Raw genomic sequence first — 16,275 nt, 5'->3', positions numbered from 1 at the left:
CCCTGAGCCTGCTCGGTGGTGGTGGTTCCAGCCTTGCCCTGGGCTTGCTCCTCGGTCTTCATCTTCGTGTTGCCCGTGGCCTGCTGGTCAGTCGTGGCGCCAGCCTTGCCTTGGGCTTGCTGATCGGTCTTCAGTTTCGGTTTGCCCGTGGCCTGCTGCTCAGTCGTAGCACCAGCCTTGCCCTGAGCCTGCTCGCCGGTCTTCAGCTTCGGTTTGCCCTGCGCCTGTTGATCAGTGGTAGCGCCGGCCTTGCCCTGAGCCTGCTCGCCCATCTTGGCGCCGTTCTGGCAATTGGCAGTGCCGGCTGCACAATTGGCGCCGGACTGATCGTCGGTCGACTGCTGCGTCTGGGCAAGTGCGGCCCCGCAGCTGACGCTGATTGCTAACATGCTGGTGATCAGAACGCCTTTCATGAGAGATCTCCTTGGAAAATGCGTCCCTTCACCCCGCAAAACTGCGTTTAAAAAACTTTGTTCCAAACTAATGGAAGGAAACGGCAAGCGATCCGAGTGGCGGAACAAGCTCCACCTGATGACGTTACCGGCCTATAGCGACCCCGCTGCGAACAGCATGACGCGGCGCAGCGCAGAGGTGGCTCACGAGGAAAGGAGACAATCATGAGAATGCATCTTTCGGCGGCCGCGGCTGGGTTTTTGCTGCTTGCGGGTGTCGGCGCCGCTGCCGCTCAGGACGTGGTCATCGAACCGCAGCAGGAGACGATCGTACGCGAGTATGTGAAAAAGCAGCCTCTGGCGTCCGTCCAGCTCCCCGGCGTGGAGCTCAATGTCGGCTCGACCCTGCCTGATACCGTCGAGCTTCATGAAGTCCCCAACGTCAAATACCGCTACGTCGTCGTCGACAACCAGACCGTCCTGGTCGATCCAGGCACACGCAGGATCGTGAAGGTCATCCAGTGAGCAAGCGCGTCGCTTTGAAGGGACATGCGGCGCGTCTAGCATTGTCGACATCCCACACTGCTGCCCGTGTTGGGCATTCGGACGCAGAAAGGCCCGCCGTTTCGAAGCACGGCGGGCCTCATAGCGGAGACGACGTCCGGACAATTTCTGAACCAGCATTGGCTTAGAACACATGATCCCAGCACGCCCTGTGCTCGCCAGGCCCGAAACTTTGAGAGAATATTCCTGGCTTCGCATTTCGCGGGAAATACGGTGCTTTGATCCGACGGTCAGCATTCCCGATGATGCCGGCAAGGCTTGGCACTCCGCCTGGCCGCAACGACTTCAGAACCGACGGGATAGATCATGTCTGGGAACACCAACACTTTGCTCTCATTTCTCTCCGCAAGTATAAGCCGGCGCGCCGGTCTGGCTGTACTTTTCGCGTCGGCGGTTGCGATTGTCGGCCTTGCTGCGCCGTCGCTCGCCGAGGACAAGACGGCGGTCAAGGTCGGTATCATGAGCGGCGAGGACGAGGACGTCTGGCGCGTCGTCACCGCCCAGGCGGCGGAGAGGGGCCTGACAATCGAGACCGTGGTGTTCAACGACTATACCCAGCCGAATGAAGCGCTCGAGCGTGGCGAAATCGACGCCAACGCCTTCCAGCACAAGCCCTATCTCGACAACCAGATCAAGACGCAGGGCTATCACATCGTCCCGGTCGGCTATACCGGGGTCTGGCCGATCGGCCTTTATTCCAAGAAGTACGCGAAGATTGCCGACCTGCCAGAAGGCGCGGTCATTGGCGTGCCGAACGACCCGTCCAATGAGGGCCGCGCACTGCGCGTCCTGCAGAGCGAACATCTGATCAAGCTCAGGGAAGGCACCGGCATTCTGGCGACGACCACCGACATCGCCGAAAACCCGAAGCACTTGGTCATCAAGGAGCTGGACGCAGGCATCGTCGGGCGCTCGGTGGAAGACCTCGACGCGGCCGTAGTCAACACGGATTGGGCGCTTAAAAGCGGCCTCACACCGGAGAATCGCATCGCCCAGGAGGCGGTGGCCGACAATCCCTACCGCAATTTCATCGCGGTCAAGGCCGGCAATGAAAACCAGCCCTGGGTAAAGACATTGGTCGCCTCCTATCAGAACGAAAAGGTGAAGGCCGAATTCGATCGGGTCTACAAGGGAACCGGCATCAGCGCCTATTGATGCCGAGCTCGACTGGGCGCCGAAGCCCGGCATGGTAAAGCGGTCCGCGCTTCAACGCGGACCGCGATCGCGTTTGCGGGACACCAATACAGGAACTTTCATGAACCAGCATTTCGCCTCGGTCATCGAAGTCATGCATCCCGTCGGCGGCCGCTCCGCGGGACCGAACGATGTCGTGCGCCTCATCGAGCTGAAGCGCCGCTTCGGCGCGACAGCGGCGCTGGACGGCGTGTCGCTCAGCGTGCGCCAGGGCGAGATCCTCGGCATCATCGGCCGCAGCGGCGCCGGCAAGTCGACGCTGATACGCTGCCTGAACGGCCTGGAGCGGCCGGATTCAGGACAGGTCTACATCGAAGGCCGCGACATCAGCCGGCTCGGCGAGCGCGAATTGCAGCCGCTGCGCCGGCGCATCGGTATGATCTTCCAGCATTTCAACCTGCTGTCCGCCAAGACCGTCGAAGACAATGTAGCGCTGCCGCTCAAGATCGAAGGCCGGCCCAGGGCCGAACGCCTGGCGCGCGCCGCCGAGCTGCTCGAGCTTGTCGGGCTGTCGGAGAAGGCGAAAGCCTATCCGGCGTCGCTGTCGGGCGGACAGAAACAGCGCGTCGGCATTGCCCGGGCGCTTGCGGCGCGCCCGGCGCTGCTTTTGTCCGACGAAGCGACCTCGGCGCTCGACCCGGAGACGACCCGCTCCATCCTTGCCTTGCTGAGGGACATCAACCGGCAGCTTGGTCTGACCATCCTGCTGATCACACATGAGATGGAGGTGATCCGCTCGATCGCCGACCGGGTCGCGGTGATCGACGCTGGGCGGATCGTCGAACAAGGGCCGGTGTGGTCGGTCTTTGCCGACCCGAAATCGGCGATCACACAAAGCCTGCTCGGCGGCATCCGGCCGCAATTGCCGGCGGAGATCGCAAGCCAGCTAACGCAGAACGCCGGCGTGGAGGCGATCCTCAGGATCGACGTGGCCGGTGAGGCCGCCCGAAGCCCGCTTTTGTCCGATCTTGCCTCGGCAGTTCCCGGCTCGTTCCGCCTCGTGCATGGCGGCATCGATCACGTCCAGCAGCAGCCTGTCGGGACACTGTTCGTGGCGGTCGCCGGCAGCAATGAAGCTCACCTGGCAGAGGTGATCGCGTTCTTGAAAGCCCGCCAAGCGCGGGTGGAGGTGCTTGGCCATGTCGCCGGTTCTGTTTGAGCTTCTCGTCCGTTCAATCTGGGAAACGATCCTGATGACGGCCGCCTCCGGCCTCGTCTCGCTGGTTTTCGGGCTGCCGCTCGGCCTGGCGCTGGTCGCCACCGACCGCGGCGGCATCGCCGAAAACCTGTGGGTGAACCGCGCGCTTGGCGCTGTCATCAACGGCTTCCGCTCGGTGCCTTTCATCATCCTGCTGGTTGCGCTGATCCCGGTGACGCGGCTGATCGTCGGCACCTCGATCGGCACCTGGGCAGCGATCGTGCCGCTGTCGATCGCGGCGACGCCTTACTATGCCCGGATCGCCGAAGTGTCGCTGCGCGAGGTCGACCACGGGCTGATCGAGGCAGCACGCGCCATGGGCGGCAACCGCTGGACGATCATTCGCGAGGTACTGGTGCCGGAAGCGTTGCCCGGCATCGTCGCCGGCTTCACGGTGACGCTGGTGACGCTGATCGGCGCCTCGGCCATGGCCGGCGCCATCGGTGCCGGCGGCCTCGGCGACCTCGCCATCCGCTACGGCTACCAGCGCTTCGAGACATCCGTCATGATCGCCGTGGTCATCGTCCTGATCGTCCTGGTCTGCGGCATCCAGTGGGCCGGCGACCGGCTGGTCGCGAGGCTGGATCACAGGGCGTGACCGGCGAAACGCGGCCCAATCAATGCCTTTAATTTCCGGGAAAGTTCAGATTGTTCTCGATGGTCTCGCTCGCCCAAGCGAGCTTTTCGCGATCGTCGGGGCGCAAGGGAGCCTCGACCGCGACGGTGAACAAGTGCCAGGCGAGACTGTCGGATAGAAGCCATGTGGTGACCTGTTCGCTGAAGATCACGTGCCCCTTATCGAGTGTCTTGATGTTGCCGGTAATCAAGTCCGCACAGTGCAACATGGCCTCGGGGTAAGGGCTATCATGCCATGCCGCTAATGCAGCTGCTACATCCATTCCGGCAAGCACTATGCCCTCCAGCCAGGGAACCGCGTTCCCTTCATCGGGATGCATGGTCATCGCTTTTCGCCAGGCAGCCTGAAACAGCTCCTCGACAGCCTGCTGTTCTTCCAACGGCCAATCGCGCCAGGAGGTCCTTTCGAGCTTTGCGGCAATCACGTTGGCGTCGAACCCCATCGAAGGTTCGCCTTGGATGGCAAGTTCAAGCACTCTCGGCAGAAAGTGCCGGTAGTCATCGACGTCGCCGACCGTCCATATGGCCGATCCGGCATAGGCGCCGAGGTTTTCACCACTGAGCTCCCGAAGCGGACCACTGGATACTCCCCGAAAGATCGATTCCAAATCCTTGTACGGCGAGCCATGCAGGTGGCGGGGCGATGGATAAGACGCGAAAGCGGCATAGACGCGTTCGACTGCGTAGGCCAGTTCAGACGAGAGATCAGCCTCCAGGGGATTTGGGTTGCTCATCCGCTACGACTCCGAACAGGTCTCTGGCTTGCTCTGCGGTATAGTAGCCAAGCTTGACATCCCGAGCGACCAATTGCGGATCGCGCTGCAACGGATCGCCGTAGCCGCCGCCGCCCGGTGTGCCGACGCGCACGCGGTCGCCTGCCTTCAGCGCGATGTCCTGTTCCTTTGAGAGGTGCGGCGGCACATGTTCCTCGCCGTTGCGGAACACAGTCACCGTGTTGACCGCGCCGTCCTTGCCGCCGAGCGCGCCTTGCGGGCCGAACCGGCCGTGATCCATGACGAAAGAGGCGCGGGCGTCGCCGCGCAGGATCTCTACCTCATAGGCGAGCCCAAACCCGCCGCGGTGCTTGCCGGCGCCACCCGAGCCTTCGCGCAGCGCATAATGCCGGTAGAGCACCGGGAAGGCCTGCTCCATGATCTCGACCGGCGGCGACTTGGAGATGCCGATGGTCGAGCAGCCATTGGTCAGGCCGTCGTGACCGGCATTGCCGCCATAGCCGCCGCCGGAGATCTGGTACATGACATAATCGCGGCCACGGACCGGATCGTTGCCGCCGAGCGCGAAATTGCCGCTGGAGCCAGCCGGAGCCGCCGTCACCCTGTCCGGCAGGGCCTGCACCATCGCCGCGAACACCGCCTCGGCGATGCGCTGCGAAACCTCAGCCGCGCAGCCCGATACCGGCCGCGGATATTTGGCGTCGAGGAAGGTGCCTTCCGGCCGCTTGACGATCAGCGGCTCGAAGGCGCCGGCGCTGATCGGCACATCGGGGAAAATGTGCCGCATGGCGAGATAGACCGAGGACAAGGTCGTCGCCAGCACGCTGTTCATCGGCCCAGCGCAGGGCTTTGACGAACCGGAGAAGTCGAAGCTGAGCGTGTCGCCTTTTTTCTCGACTGCCAGCGCGATGATCAGCAGCTCGTTTACCACGCCGTCTGAATCGACGAAGGCCTGCGAGCGATAGATTCCGTCGGGAATGGCCGATATGTTGACGCGCATCTGTTCAGCGGCGCGGCGCCGCAATTCGGCGATCGCTTCGACAACCGTTTCATCTCCGTAACGATCCAGGATTCCGTTAAGCCTGTCCTGGCCGATCAGCAGTGCCGCCGCCTGCGCCCGGATATCGCCAATGCGCTGGTCGGCGACACGGATGTTGGAGCAGATGATGGCGTAGATCTCCGGGTCGAGCACGCCCTTCTTGAACAGTTTCACCGGCGGCAACCGCAAGCCTTCCTGCTCGACCGCCGTTGCCGAGGCGGAGAATCCGCCCGGCACCGAACCGCCAATGTCGGGCCAATGGCCGGTGTTCGACAGCCAGCAGAAGATCTTCCCGTCGCGGTAGACCGGCATGGCGAAGCGCACATCCATCAGATGGGTGCCGCCGAGATAGGGATCGTTGACGATGTAGATATCGCCCGGCTCGGGCGGCAGGCAGCGTCCGTCGGCGATCATCTCGATCACCGCTTTGGTCGAATACTGCATGACGCCGACGAACACGGGCAGGCCCTGGCTGCCTTGCGCGATCAGCGAACCATCGAGCGCCGAATAGATGCCATCCGAACGGTCATTGGCCTCGGCGATAACAGGCGAGAACGCGGCGCGCGAAAACGTCAGGTCCATTTCGTCGCAGACTTGCTGCAGGGCCGCCTGGAGGACCGAAAGCGTAATGGTGTCGAGCTGCGCCATCTCAGGCCTCACCGATGTCGATGATGATGTTGCCGTCGGCATCCGATCGCGCCCGGTCGCCGGGCTCCAGCACAGTCGTCGCGTCCATCTGTTCGAGGATCGCCGGCCCCATGATGACTGCGCCGAGCGGCAGCTTTTCCCTGCTGTAGACCGGCGTATCGTACCAGCGCCCGCCATACCAGACCGGCCGGATTTCGCGCCGCGCCTCTTCGAGCGTTTTGGCGCGCCCAGCCGGATCGATCAGCCGGGACAGATCGATGGTCGGCCGCACGCCAGTGACCGACGTGTTGAGGTTGACCAGATTGGCGCGGATCTCGGGTAGCTCGACCTTGAAGCGGGCGAAATAGGCACTCTCGAACAGTTGCTGCAGTCCCTCGCGTGTCACCGCAGACAACGGCAGCGGCACGTTGATGATATGCGTCTGGCCGACGAACTGCATGTCGGCGGAATGCGTGATACGGATTGCTTCCGGCTTCACCGCCTCCTTGCCGATCAGCTCCTCGCCTTCGTTTCGGTGCCGTTCCAATGTCTCGTGGAGTTGGGTTTCATCGAGACTGGCCACCGGCTGGTTGACCGTGTTGACGAAATCATGGCGCAGATCGGCGACGACGCAGCCGAGAGCATTGGTGATGCCCGGCCGCGCCGGCACCAGCACTTTCGGCAGGCCTAGTTCGCGCGCCAATGCCGTCGCATGCAGCGGCCCGGCGCCGCCGAAGGCGAACAGCGCGAAATCGCGCGGGTCGTGGCCGCGCGACACCGAGACCATGCGGATGGCGCCAGCCATCTTCACGTTGCCGAGCCGCAGCACCGCACCCGCCGCCTCGACGCCGGACAAGCCTGTGGCGCGGCCGATCCTGTCCTCGAATATACCGGTGACCCGCTCGACGGTGACCGGGTTTTCCACCGCGAGCAGCTTCTTCGGCGCCAGCCTGCCGAGCACCAGATTGGCGTCGGTGATGGTCGGCTCCAAGCCGCCGCGTCCGTAGCAGATTGGCCCGGGATTGGCGCCGGCGCTTTCCGGGCCGATCTGGATCAGGCCGGCCGCATCGACGCGGGCGATCGAGCCGCCGCCGGCGCCGACCGTATGCACCGCCACCATCGGCACGTGGATCGGCATCGCATATTCGATCTCGATCTCGTTCGACACCGCCGGCTCGGCGTTGCGGATCAGCGCCACGTCGGTTGAGGTGCCGCCCATGTCGTAGGTGACCAGATTTTCGAAGCCGGCGCGTTTTCCGGTATAGGCGGCAGCAATGACACCGGAAGCGGGGCCGGACATGACGGTCTTGGCCGACTCACGTGTGACAAAGCGGGCCGAGATCATGCCGCCATTGCCGTTCATGATCAGAAAGTCGCGGGCGTAGCCTTTTGCAGCCAGCTCCTTGCGCAGCCGTTCGACATAGCGTTCGAGGATCGGCTGCACCGAAGCGTTGACCGAAGCGGTCACCCCGCGCTCGAATTCGCGCGCTTCCGAAAGCAGGGCGTGGCCTGTCGTGATGTAGCCGTTCGGCCAAAGCTCGGCCGCTATCTCGGCGGCGCGCCGCTCATGCGCCGGGTTGGCGTAGGAATGCAGGAAATGGATGACGAGGGATTCGCAGCCGGCTGCGATCAGTTGTGAAATCGCTGTCCGCATCTCGGCCTCGTCGAGCGGGATGCGCACCGCGCCCGAGGCCTCGACCCGCTCCGACACTTCGAGCCGCAGATTGCGCGGAATGATCGGGACGAACGTGCCCGTCATGCCATAGGCCTGCGGCCGTGTCCGCCGGCCAAGCTCGATGACGTCGCGAAAGCCGCGCGTGGTGATCATGCCGGTCTTGGCCAGCCGGCGCTCCAGGACCGCGTTGGTGGTGGTCGTCGTGCCGTGCACGATGAGGTCGATGCCGTCGACCGGAAAGCCGGTGGCGCCAAGTGCTGCAACGACGCCGAACGCCTGGTTGTCGACCGTGGTCGGGGTCTTGGCGATATGCACCCGGCCACCGTCACGGCCGTCGATCAGAAGGAGGTCGGTAAAAGTTCCGCCGACATCGATGCCGGCGACGACGCCGCCAGTCGAATCCAGCGCTTGCGCCGAAAAATTCTGTCCCATTGTCGAAACCCGAAATGCCCGAACTGCCTAGATGCCTTAGTTTGGAAAGCTGTTTTACGGCGGCGTCTTGACGCAAATATCGTTTGTATACTAATAAATTCCGGACACAAGAGCTTACCGCTTCGGAGTGTGCAAACGGCACGCTGGAACCTGACCGGTTCGGGCGCGCAGGTGGAGATTTGGCGCCGGCGCTGAGCCGGCCCAGAAGGTTAGGTTTGATGAACACCACATCCGCGTTCAACACAGCCGGCGCCCGGCCGCTGCAGTTCCCGATACCGGCCAATGTCTATGCCGAAACCGTCGTCTCGGTGAAGCATTATACCGACCGGCTGTTTTCGTTCCGCATCACCCGGCCGCAGTCGCTGCGCTTCCGCTCCGGCGAATTCGTCATGATCGGCCTGCCCAATGCCGAGAAGCCAGTATTCCGCGCCTATTCGATCGCCAGCCCGTCCTGGGACGACGAACTCGAATTCTTCTCGATCAAGGTGCCGGACGGCCCGCTTACCTCGGAGCTGCAGAAAATCGGGATCGGCGATACAGTCATCATGCGGCAGAAGTCGACCGGCACGCTGGTGGTCGACGCGCTGACGCCGGCCAAGCGCCTGTTCATGATCTCGACAGGTACCGGCATCGCACCCTTCGCCAGCCTGCTGCGCGATCCCGACACCTATGAGAAGTTCGAGCAGGTGGTCCTGACCCATACCTGCCGCGACAATGCCGAGCTCACCTACGGCCAGGAGCTGGTGACAGCGCTTGAGAAGGACCCGCTGATCGGCGAACTGACCGGCGGCCGCGTCACGCTGTATAATTCGACGACGCGCGAGACCTCCGTGCGCATGGGCCGCATCACCGCGCTGATCGGCTCGGGCAAATTCTACACCGATCTCGGCATCGACAGGCTCAATCCCGAGACCGACCGCATCATGATCTGCGGCTCGATGCATATGCTCAAGGACGTCAAGGAACTGGCCGAAAGCCTCGGCTTCCAGGAAGGCTCGCTGCACCATCCGGCAAGCTTCGTCGTCGAGCGCGCCTTCGTCGGCTGAGACGCGCAGCTCAGCGTCCACTGGTTCGAGACCCTGATTTTGATCATGCGGTCAAAAATCGGCTGCCTTGACCGCCTTTTTCCGCTATGACTGCTTGAAGGACTCGTGAAGCGCTGCTTCACGGTCTATCTTCGGCATAAGTCGCTGAACAAGGGGCAGGAGATGAGCAGCACAATCCGCGAAACCGATCTCGGCACGTCCAAGATCACGCCGCTGCCGGCGCGCGCCGCCGCCAATGCGCCGATGCCGCAAGCCCATGGCATTGCTCGCAATCCCGGCATGAGGCTCGATCTCGGCTTCATGGAATCGATGCGCGGCGTCAACCGCTCGGCGCTGGAACGCCGCGTCGCCAGCCTGACCAAAAGACGCTCGATCAAGGCGGATAACCAGGCGGCCTGGCTGCTGCGCGCCGTCGCCTGCATGGACCTGACGACGCTGAACTCGAACGACACGGAAGAGCGCGTGCGCAGGCTCTGTGCCAAGGCAGTCAACCCGTTCCGTCGCGACATCGTCGAGGGGCTGGGCATTACTGGTGAAAAGATCCGCCCGGCGGCGGTCTGCGTCTATCATCCCTTCGTCGCCACCGCCGTAGAAGCGCTGCGCGGCGGCGGCGTCCATGTCGCCGCCGTTTCGACCGCCTTCCCGCATGGCCTTGCACCGCTTTCGACGCGCCTGCAAGAGATCGAAGCATCGGTCCGCGACGGCGCCGACGAGATCGACGTCGTCATCCCGCGCGGCCTGGTATTCGGGGCGAAATGGCAGGAGCTTTATAACGAGATCGTCTCGATGCGCGCCGCTTGCGGCGAGGCGCATCTGAAGGTGATCCTCGGTACCGGCGACCTCGCCACGCTGCGCAACGTCATGCTCGCCTCGATGGTGGCGATGATGGCGGGTGCAGATTTCATCAAGACCTCGACCGGCAAGGAAAGCGTCAACGCGACGCTGCCGGTCGGCCTTGCCATGGTGCGCGCTATCCGCGCCTATTTCGAGGAAACCGGCTATCTCATCGGCTTCAAGCCGGCCGGTGGCATTTCCACGGCAAAAGCCTCGCTCGATTGGCTGGTGCTGATGAAAGAAGAACTGGGCCGGCCGTGGCTGGAGCCGGAGCTGTTCCGCTTCGGAGCATCGAGCCTTTTGACCGATATCGAGCGCCAGCTCGAGCATCATCTGACCGGCCACTACTCGGCCAATCATCGCCACGCGATGGCGTGATTCGGAGCGCTTCATGAACATTCTCGAACGCTATCACGCCATGGAATACGGCCCGGCGCCGGAGGCGCGCAACGAGGCCGATGCGTGGCTTGCCGCGCGGGATTTCGGCAAAGCGCTGTTTATCGGCGGCGACTGGAAGGCAGCCAGCGGAGGCAAAACCTTCGACACCAGCGATCCGTCCTCGGGAAAGCTGCTGGCCAAGGTGTCGGATGCCGGTGCCGCCGATATCGACGCGGCGGTTGCGGCGGCCACAAAAGCGCTGCCGAAATGGAGCGCCAGCACCGGATATCAACGCGCCAAAGTGCTCTACGCCATCGGCCGCGCCATGCAGCGCCACCAACGGCTGTTCGCGGTGCTGGAATCGATCGACAATGGCAAGCCGATCCGCGAAAGCCGCGACATCGACGTGCCGCTGGCGATCCGCCATTTCATCCATCATGCCGGCTGGGCGCAGGCGCTGGACAGGGATTTTCCCGGCCACAAGGGCGTCGGCGTCGTCGGCCAGATCATCCCGTGGAACTTCCCGCTCTTGATGCTCGCTTGGAAGATCGCGCCGGCGCTCGCTGCGGGCTGCACCGTGGTGCTCAAACCCGCGGAATTCACGCCGCTCACCGCGATCCTGTTTGCCGAGATCTGCGGACGCGCCGGCGTGCCGAAGGGCGTCGTCAACATCGTCCAGGGCGGGCCGGAGGCGGGCGCAGCCATCGTCAACCATCCCGGCGTCCAGAAGATTGCCTTCACCGGTTCGTCCGAGGTCGGCAAGATCATCCGCAAGGCCACTGCCGGCTCGGGCAAAAAACTGTCGCTGGAGCTTGGCGGCAAGTCGGCATTCGTGGTTTTCGAGGATGCCGACCTCGACAGCGCCGTCGAGGGTCTGGTCGACGGCATCTGGTTCAACCAGGGCCAGGTGTGCTGTGCCGGCTCGCGCCTTCTGGTGCAAGAAGGCATCGCCGACGCCTTCATCGCCAAGGTCAAGACGCGGATGAGCCGGCTGCGCGTCGGCAGTCCGCTCGACAAGAACACCGATATCGGCCCGCTGGTCGATTTGACTCAGCTCGATCGCGTCAAGGGCCTGATCGCCGAAGGCGCCAAGCAGGGCGCGATCTGCTGGCAGCCGGACTCGGCACTGCCCGCCGCGGGCTATTACCATCTGCCAACGCTGGCGACCGGTGTTTCGCCGGCTAACATCCTGGCACAGGAAGAGGTGTTCGGGCCGGTGCTCGCCACTATGACCTTCCGCAACACCGAGGAAGCGATCGAGCTCGCCAACAACACACGCTATGGCCTGGCCGCTTCGGTGTGGAGTGAGAACATCAATCTTGCCCTGCACGTCGCGCCGCAATTGAAGGCCGGCGTCGTCTGGGTCAACGGCACCAATATGTTCGACGCCTCCTGCGGCTTCGGCGGCTACCGCGAGAGCGGCTTTGGCCGTGAAGGCGGGCGCGAGGGCATGTTCGAATATCTCTCGGCAAAACTGCCGCTCGGCCCGATCATCAAACCGGCAACGTCTTCGGCCCAACCTGTCGAGCAGGCGGAAGGTGGCGCCATCGACCGCACGGCAAAGCTGTTCATCGGCGGCAAGCAGGTCCGGCCGGACGGCAATTATTCCTTCGCCATCGCCAGCGCCAAGGGCAAGCTTGCCGGCGAGATCGGTCTCGGCAACCGCAAGGATATCCGTGACGCCGTCGCGGCCGCGCGCGCCTGCAAGGCCTGGCCTGAGGCGACCGCCTACAACCGCAGCCAGGTGCTCTATTACCTGGCCGAAAACCTTTCCGGCCGCGCAGACGAGTTTGCCGCCCGTTTGACCCAGCTCACCGGCGCGACCGCCAAGGCGGCGCGTGACGAGGTCGAGCTGTCGATCGAGCGCCTTTTCCTCTATGCCGGCTTGGCCGACAAATTCGAGGCCCGCGTCCACCAGCCGCCGGCCCGCGCCGTCACATTGGCGCTGCACGAGCCAGTCGGCGTCGTCGGCATCATCGCGCCGGACAATGCGCCTCTGCTTGGCCTGATCTCGCTGGTGGCGCCGGCGCTTGCCATGGGCAACACCGTAGTCGCAGTGCCATCCGAAAAATACCCGCTGCTTGCCACCGACCTCTACCAGGTCATCGAATATTCCGACGTTCCCGCAGGCGCCATCAATATCGTTACCGGCCGTAGCGCCGAGCTTGCCGGCGTATTGGCCAAGCATGACGATGTCGACGGGCTCTGGGTGTTCGCCGATGCCGAGACTTGCGCCAAGGCCGAGGCCGAGTCCATCGGCAATCTCAAACGCGTCTGGACCGGCAACGGCCACAGCCTCGACTGGCCCTCGAACGAAGCAGCCGGCGATGCCTTGCTGCGCCGTGCGATCGAGGTCAAGAACGTCTGGGTGCCCTACGGCGACTGAGTGTCCCGGAGGGACGTCCGGGCTTGACGGGCCAACAAATGTTCTTTACCGAGAAAAAACATTTGGTTGGCAGGGCGAATATCGAAACAGGCGGGATGGTACTGCCCGGCTGGCACATTGCGCCCCGGCCTTGTGCCGGTAAAAAGCCGAACGATCACAGACGGGCGAGGAGAGAAGCATGGCGGATCTGACAGGCAAGATCGTTGTCGTCACGGCGGCGGCGCAAGGCATCGGCCGGGCAAGTGCGCTGGCTTTCGCCAAGGCCGGCGCCGTCGTCCATGCCACCGACATCAACGAGGTGGTGCTCGCCGACCTCGGCAAGACGCCCGGTATCAAGACCCGCAAGCTCGACGTGCTGAACGACGAGGCGGTGAACGCCGCGTTTGCCGAGATCGGCGCCGTCGACGTGCTGTTCAACTGCGCCGGCTTCGTCCATTCCGGCTCGATCCTCGAGATGAAGGACGGCGACCTCGACTTTGCCTATGATCTCAATGTCCGCTCAATGATCCGCACCATCCGCGCCGTGCTGCCCGGCATGCTGGAGCGCGGCGACGGCTCGATCATCAACATGGCGTCGCTGGCCAGTTCGACCAAGGGCGTGCCGAACCGCTTCGTCTATGGCCTAACCAAGGCAGCCGTCATCGGCCTGACCAAGTCGGTCGCCGCCGACTATGTCGGCAAGGGCATACGCTGCAATGCGATCTGTCCGGGCACGGTCGAAAGCCCGTCGCTGCAGGACCGCATGCATGCGCAGGGCGACTACGAAGCAGCTCGCGCCGCCTTCATCGCGCGCCAGCCGATGGGCCGCCTCGGCACGCCCGAGGAAATCGCCGACCTCGCCGTCTATCTGGCCGGCGCCACCTATACGTCGGGGCAGGCTTATAATATCGACGGTGGCTGGTCGATCTAAGAGGCCATTTGAAAACCCTACTCCGCCGGGCGCCTGACGCGGCTTTCTGCGCTTCCGGTGCTCACGTACTTTAAGTACGCTCCGCTCCGGTTCTCGAAACCCACGCCATTCGCCGCAGCGGAGCGAGTTTGCAAACGGCCTCTGGTCGCAACTGGGAGAAAACTGCATGAAACTGCTGCGCTATGGCGAGGCGGGGAGCGAACGCCCCGGCCTGCTCGATGCGGATGGAACGATCCGCGACCTCTCCGCCCATGTCACCGACATTGCCGGCAAGACGCTCGATCCGGCATCGCTCGAGACATTGTCGAAGCTCGATCCGAAAACGCTACCGGCGGTTTCCGGCAAGCCACGCATCGGCGCCTGCGTCGCCGGCACCGGCAAATTCATCTGCATCGGTCTCAACTATTCCGACCATGCTGCCGAAACCGGCGCCACCGTGCCGCCGGAGCCGATCATCTTCATGAAGGCAAGCTCGGCTATTGTCGGGCCGAACGACGACGTGCTGATCCCGCGCGGCTCGGTGAAGACCGACTGGGAGGTCGAGCTCGGCGTGGTGATCAGCAAGACTGCGAAGTATGTCACCGAGGCCGAGGCGCTGGATTATGTCGCCGGCTATTGCGTCGCGCACGACGTCTCCGAGCGCGCCTTCCAGGCCGAGCGCCAGGGCCAGTGGACCAAGGGCAAGTCCTGCGACACGTTCGGGCCGATCGGCCCGTGGCTGGTGACCAAGGACGAGATCAAGGACCCGCAGAACATCCCGATGTGGCTGACGGTCAACGGCAAGACCATGCAGAACGGCTCGACCAAGACCATGGTCTTCGGCGTCGCTTATCTCGTCTCCTATCTCAGCCAGTTCATGTCGCTGCACCCGGGCGACATCATCTCTACCGGCACGCCGCCCGGCGTCGGCCTCGGCATGAAGCCGCCGGTCTTCCTGAAGCCCGGCGACGTGGTCGAGCTCGGTATCGAAGGGCTGGGCATCCAGAAGCAGACGTTCAAGGCGGATTTGTAGGCGCTCTTCCTTCTCCCCTTGGGGGAGAAGGTGGATCGGCGCGCAGCGCCGAGACGGATGAGGGGTGCTGCAAGAAAACGAGGCGTGAAAACATCAGGGGATTTTAGGCACTTACGCCTTCAGCGTAGCGATCCGTCCAACACCCCTCATCCGACCGAGCTTCGCTCGGCCACCTTCTCCCACAAGGGGAGAAGGGGAGTCGGCGCCTGCGCTATTTCAGCACCTTCCCATCAGCCCCAAACCGGTATGTCTTTGCCGGATCCGGCGTCGCGTAGAGCGTGGCACCCGGTTCGGCGTTATAGACGCCGAAGATGCGCACTGTGATCAAGCCGGCCTTCTCGCAGTCGAGATAGAGGTTGGTGTCGGCGCCAAGGTGCTCGGCATGGACAACCGTGCCTTTCCAGGCACCGGATTTCGGATCGACGGTCAGGTGCTCGGGACGGACACCGATGGTCTTGGCCGTCTCGCCAAGCCTGGCCCCGTCGACGAAGTTCATCTTCGGTGAGCCGATGAAGCCGGCGACGAATTCATTTGCCGGCGAATTGTAAAGCTCCATCGGTCCGCCGATCTGCTCGATCTTTCCCGCGTTCAGCACGACGATCTTGTCGGCCAGTGTCATCGCCTCGACCTGGTCGTGGGTGACATAGATCATCGTGGCCTTCAGCCGGCGATGCAATTGCGCGATCTCCAGCCTGGTGTTGACGCGCAGTGCGGCGTCGAGGTTCGACAGCGGCTCGTCGAACAGAAAAAGCTTGGGCTCACGCACCACGGCGCGGCCGATGGCGACGCGCTGGCGCTGGCCGCCGGACAACTCGGCCGGCCGCCTCGAGAGGTAGGGCTCCAGCGACAGCATCGAGGAAGCGATGCCGATGCGGCGGTCGATCTCGGCCGCCGGCGTGCCCGCCTGCTTGAGGCCGAGGCCCATATTGTTCTTCACAGTCAGATGCGGATAGAGCGCATAGGTCTGGAACACCATGGCGATACCGCGCTTGGCCGGCGGCGTGGCGGAGACGTCCGCCCCGTCGATCACCACGCGGCCCGAGGTCGAGTCCTCCAGCCCGGCAATGACCCTGAGCAGCGTCGACTTCCCGCAGCCGGATGGACCGACGAAGACGACGAACTCGCCATCCGTCACCTCGAGGTTGATGCCCTTCAGCACCTCGACCGGCCCGAAGGCTTTTTTCACATTCTCGATGTTCAGCGAGCCCACGGCTTCGT

At 63.6% G+C, this 16,275-nt stretch carries 13 protein-coding genes and 1 pseudogene; 9 read left to right on the top strand and 5 right to left on the bottom strand.

The genetic code is table 11. From position 1 onward, the window contains the following. A pseudogene (locus NKI72_RS26190) lies at positions 1 to 413 on the bottom strand (DUF1236 domain-containing protein); the annotation flags it as partial. 204 nt (positions 414 to 617) lie between these two features. Between NKI72_RS26190 and NKI72_RS26185 the strand changes: the two are divergent. The 4 genes from NKI72_RS26185 to NKI72_RS26170 all read left to right on the top strand — a co-directional run bounded on the left by NKI72_RS26185 (position 618) and on the right by NKI72_RS26170 (position 3,946). Beyond that, positions 618 to 917 (top strand): DUF1236 domain-containing protein, encoded by a 300-nt coding sequence (locus NKI72_RS26185; protein WP_352614254.1) that lies wholly within the window; start codon positions 618 to 620, stop codon positions 915 to 917. A 345-nt stretch (positions 918 to 1,262) separates the two neighbouring features. Continuing rightward, positions 1,263 to 2,111, top strand: a complete 849-nt coding sequence (locus NKI72_RS26180) for a MetQ/NlpA family lipoprotein (RefSeq protein WP_352539848.1) — start codon at positions 1,263 to 1,265, stop codon at positions 2,109 to 2,111. Positions 2,112 to 2,244: 133 nt separating this feature from the next. Next, on the top strand, positions 2,245 to 3,309 hold the full coding sequence (locus NKI72_RS26175; protein ID WP_352834272.1) for a methionine ABC transporter ATP-binding protein: 1,065 nt from the start codon (positions 2,245 to 2,247) through the stop codon (positions 3,307 to 3,309). After that, a complete protein-coding gene (locus NKI72_RS26170) occupies positions 3,290 to 3,946 on the top strand; it encodes a methionine ABC transporter permease (RefSeq protein ID WP_352820853.1) in 657 nt (218 codons plus the stop codon). Before NKI72_RS26175 ends, NKI72_RS26170 begins: the two co-directional genes overlap by 20 nt. Positions 3,947 to 3,974: 28 nt before the next feature. Here the strand turns inward: NKI72_RS26170 and NKI72_RS26165 are convergent, their stop codons facing one another. The 3 genes from NKI72_RS26165 to NKI72_RS26155 are packed head-to-tail and all read right to left on the bottom strand — an operon-like array spanning position 3,975 to position 8,491. Then, entirely contained in the window at positions 3,975 to 4,718 is a 744-nt protein-coding gene (locus NKI72_RS26165) for a hypothetical protein (protein WP_352539846.1), read from the bottom strand. After that, positions 4,690 to 6,405 carry a hydantoinase B/oxoprolinase family protein gene (locus tag NKI72_RS26160; RefSeq protein WP_352851213.1) on the bottom strand — a complete coding sequence of 572 codons (1,716 nt, stop codon included), beginning with the start codon at positions 6,403 to 6,405 and terminating at the stop codon, positions 4,690 to 4,692. Before NKI72_RS26160 ends, NKI72_RS26165 begins: the two co-directional genes overlap by 29 nt. Position 6,406: 1 nt before the next feature. Next, entirely contained in the window at positions 6,407 to 8,491 is a 2,085-nt protein-coding gene (locus NKI72_RS26155) for a hydantoinase/oxoprolinase family protein (protein ID WP_352834232.1), read from the bottom strand. A 218-nt stretch (positions 8,492 to 8,709) separates the two neighbouring features. On the opposite strand from NKI72_RS26155, the gene NKI72_RS26150 reads away from it, so the two are divergent. The 5 genes from NKI72_RS26150 (at position 8,710) to NKI72_RS26130 (ending at position 15,057) form a co-directional block, all read left to right on the top strand. Continuing rightward, positions 8,710 to 9,537 (top strand): ferredoxin--NADP reductase, encoded by an 828-nt coding sequence (locus NKI72_RS26150; RefSeq protein WP_352771472.1) that lies wholly within the window; start codon positions 8,710 to 8,712, stop codon positions 9,535 to 9,537. A 162-nt stretch (positions 9,538 to 9,699) separates the two neighbouring features. Continuing rightward, positions 9,700 to 10,749, top strand: coding sequence for a deoxyribose-phosphate aldolase (gene deoC / locus NKI72_RS26145; RefSeq protein ID WP_352834233.1), 1,050 nt, complete (start codon positions 9,700 to 9,702; stop codon positions 10,747 to 10,749). 13 nt (positions 10,750 to 10,762) lie between these two features. Beyond that, a complete protein-coding gene (locus NKI72_RS26140; protein ID WP_352834236.1) occupies positions 10,763 to 13,135 on the top strand; it encodes an aldehyde dehydrogenase family protein in 2,373 nt (790 codons plus the stop codon). A gap of 178 nt (positions 13,136 to 13,313) precedes the next feature. Continuing rightward, a complete protein-coding gene (locus NKI72_RS26135) occupies positions 13,314 to 14,045 on the top strand; it encodes an SDR family oxidoreductase (RefSeq protein WP_254815741.1) in 732 nt (243 codons plus the stop codon). A 166-nt stretch (positions 14,046 to 14,211) separates the two neighbouring features. Continuing rightward, a complete protein-coding gene (locus NKI72_RS26130; protein ID WP_352834239.1) occupies positions 14,212 to 15,057 on the top strand; it encodes a fumarylacetoacetate hydrolase family protein in 846 nt (281 codons plus the stop codon). Between the two features lie 211 nt (positions 15,058 to 15,268). Here the strand turns inward: NKI72_RS26130 and NKI72_RS26125 are convergent, their stop codons facing one another. Next, positions 15,269 to 16,267 (bottom strand): ABC transporter ATP-binding protein, encoded by a 999-nt coding sequence (locus tag NKI72_RS26125; RefSeq protein WP_352527632.1) that lies wholly within the window; start codon positions 16,265 to 16,267, stop codon positions 15,269 to 15,271. Between the last annotated feature and the right edge of the window lie 8 nt (positions 16,268 to 16,275).

The sequence above is a fragment of the Mesorhizobium sp. M0437 genome, from assembly GCF_040321335.1.
Classification (GTDB): Bacteria; Pseudomonadota; Alphaproteobacteria; order Rhizobiales; family Rhizobiaceae; genus Mesorhizobium.
This window is presented reverse-complemented; position numbering and strand designations above follow the sequence as displayed.

What these genes read in the sequence shown, in the direction of transcription:
- NKI72_RS26185 (WP_352614254.1), top strand. Translation starts at nt 618, where the DNA reads ATGAGAATGCATCTTTCGGCGGCCGCGGCTGGGTTTTTGCTGCTTGCG.
- NKI72_RS26180 (WP_352539848.1), top strand. Translation starts at nt 1,263, where the DNA reads ATGTCTGGGAACACCAACACTTTGCTCTCATTTCTCTCCGCAAGTATA.
- NKI72_RS26175 (WP_352834272.1), top strand. Translation starts at nt 2,245, where the DNA reads ATGCATCCCGTCGGCGGCCGCTCCGCGGGACCGAACGATGTCGTGCGC.
- NKI72_RS26170 (WP_352820853.1), top strand. Translation starts at nt 3,290, where the DNA reads ATGTCGCCGGTTCTGTTTGAGCTTCTCGTCCGTTCAATCTGGGAAACG.
- NKI72_RS26165 (WP_352539846.1), bottom strand. Translation starts at nt 4,718, where the DNA reads ATGAGCAACCCAAATCCCCTGGAGGCTGATCTCTCGTCTGAACTGGCC.
- NKI72_RS26160 (WP_352851213.1), bottom strand. Translation starts at nt 6,405, where the DNA reads ATGGCGCAGCTCGACACCATTACGCTTTCGGTCCTCCAGGCGGCCCTG.
- NKI72_RS26155 (WP_352834232.1), bottom strand. Translation starts at nt 8,491, where the DNA reads ATGGGACAGAATTTTTCGGCGCAAGCGCTGGATTCGACTGGCGGCGTC.
- NKI72_RS26150 (WP_352771472.1), top strand. Translation starts at nt 8,710, where the DNA reads ATGAACACCACATCCGCGTTCAACACAGCCGGCGCCCGGCCGCTGCAG.
- deoC (WP_352834233.1), top strand. Translation starts at nt 9,700, where the DNA reads ATGAGCAGCACAATCCGCGAAACCGATCTCGGCACGTCCAAGATCACG.
- NKI72_RS26140 (WP_352834236.1), top strand. Translation starts at nt 10,763, where the DNA reads ATGAACATTCTCGAACGCTATCACGCCATGGAATACGGCCCGGCGCCG.
- NKI72_RS26135 (WP_254815741.1), top strand. Translation starts at nt 13,314, where the DNA reads ATGGCGGATCTGACAGGCAAGATCGTTGTCGTCACGGCGGCGGCGCAA.
- NKI72_RS26130 (WP_352834239.1), top strand. Translation starts at nt 14,212, where the DNA reads ATGAAACTGCTGCGCTATGGCGAGGCGGGGAGCGAACGCCCCGGCCTG.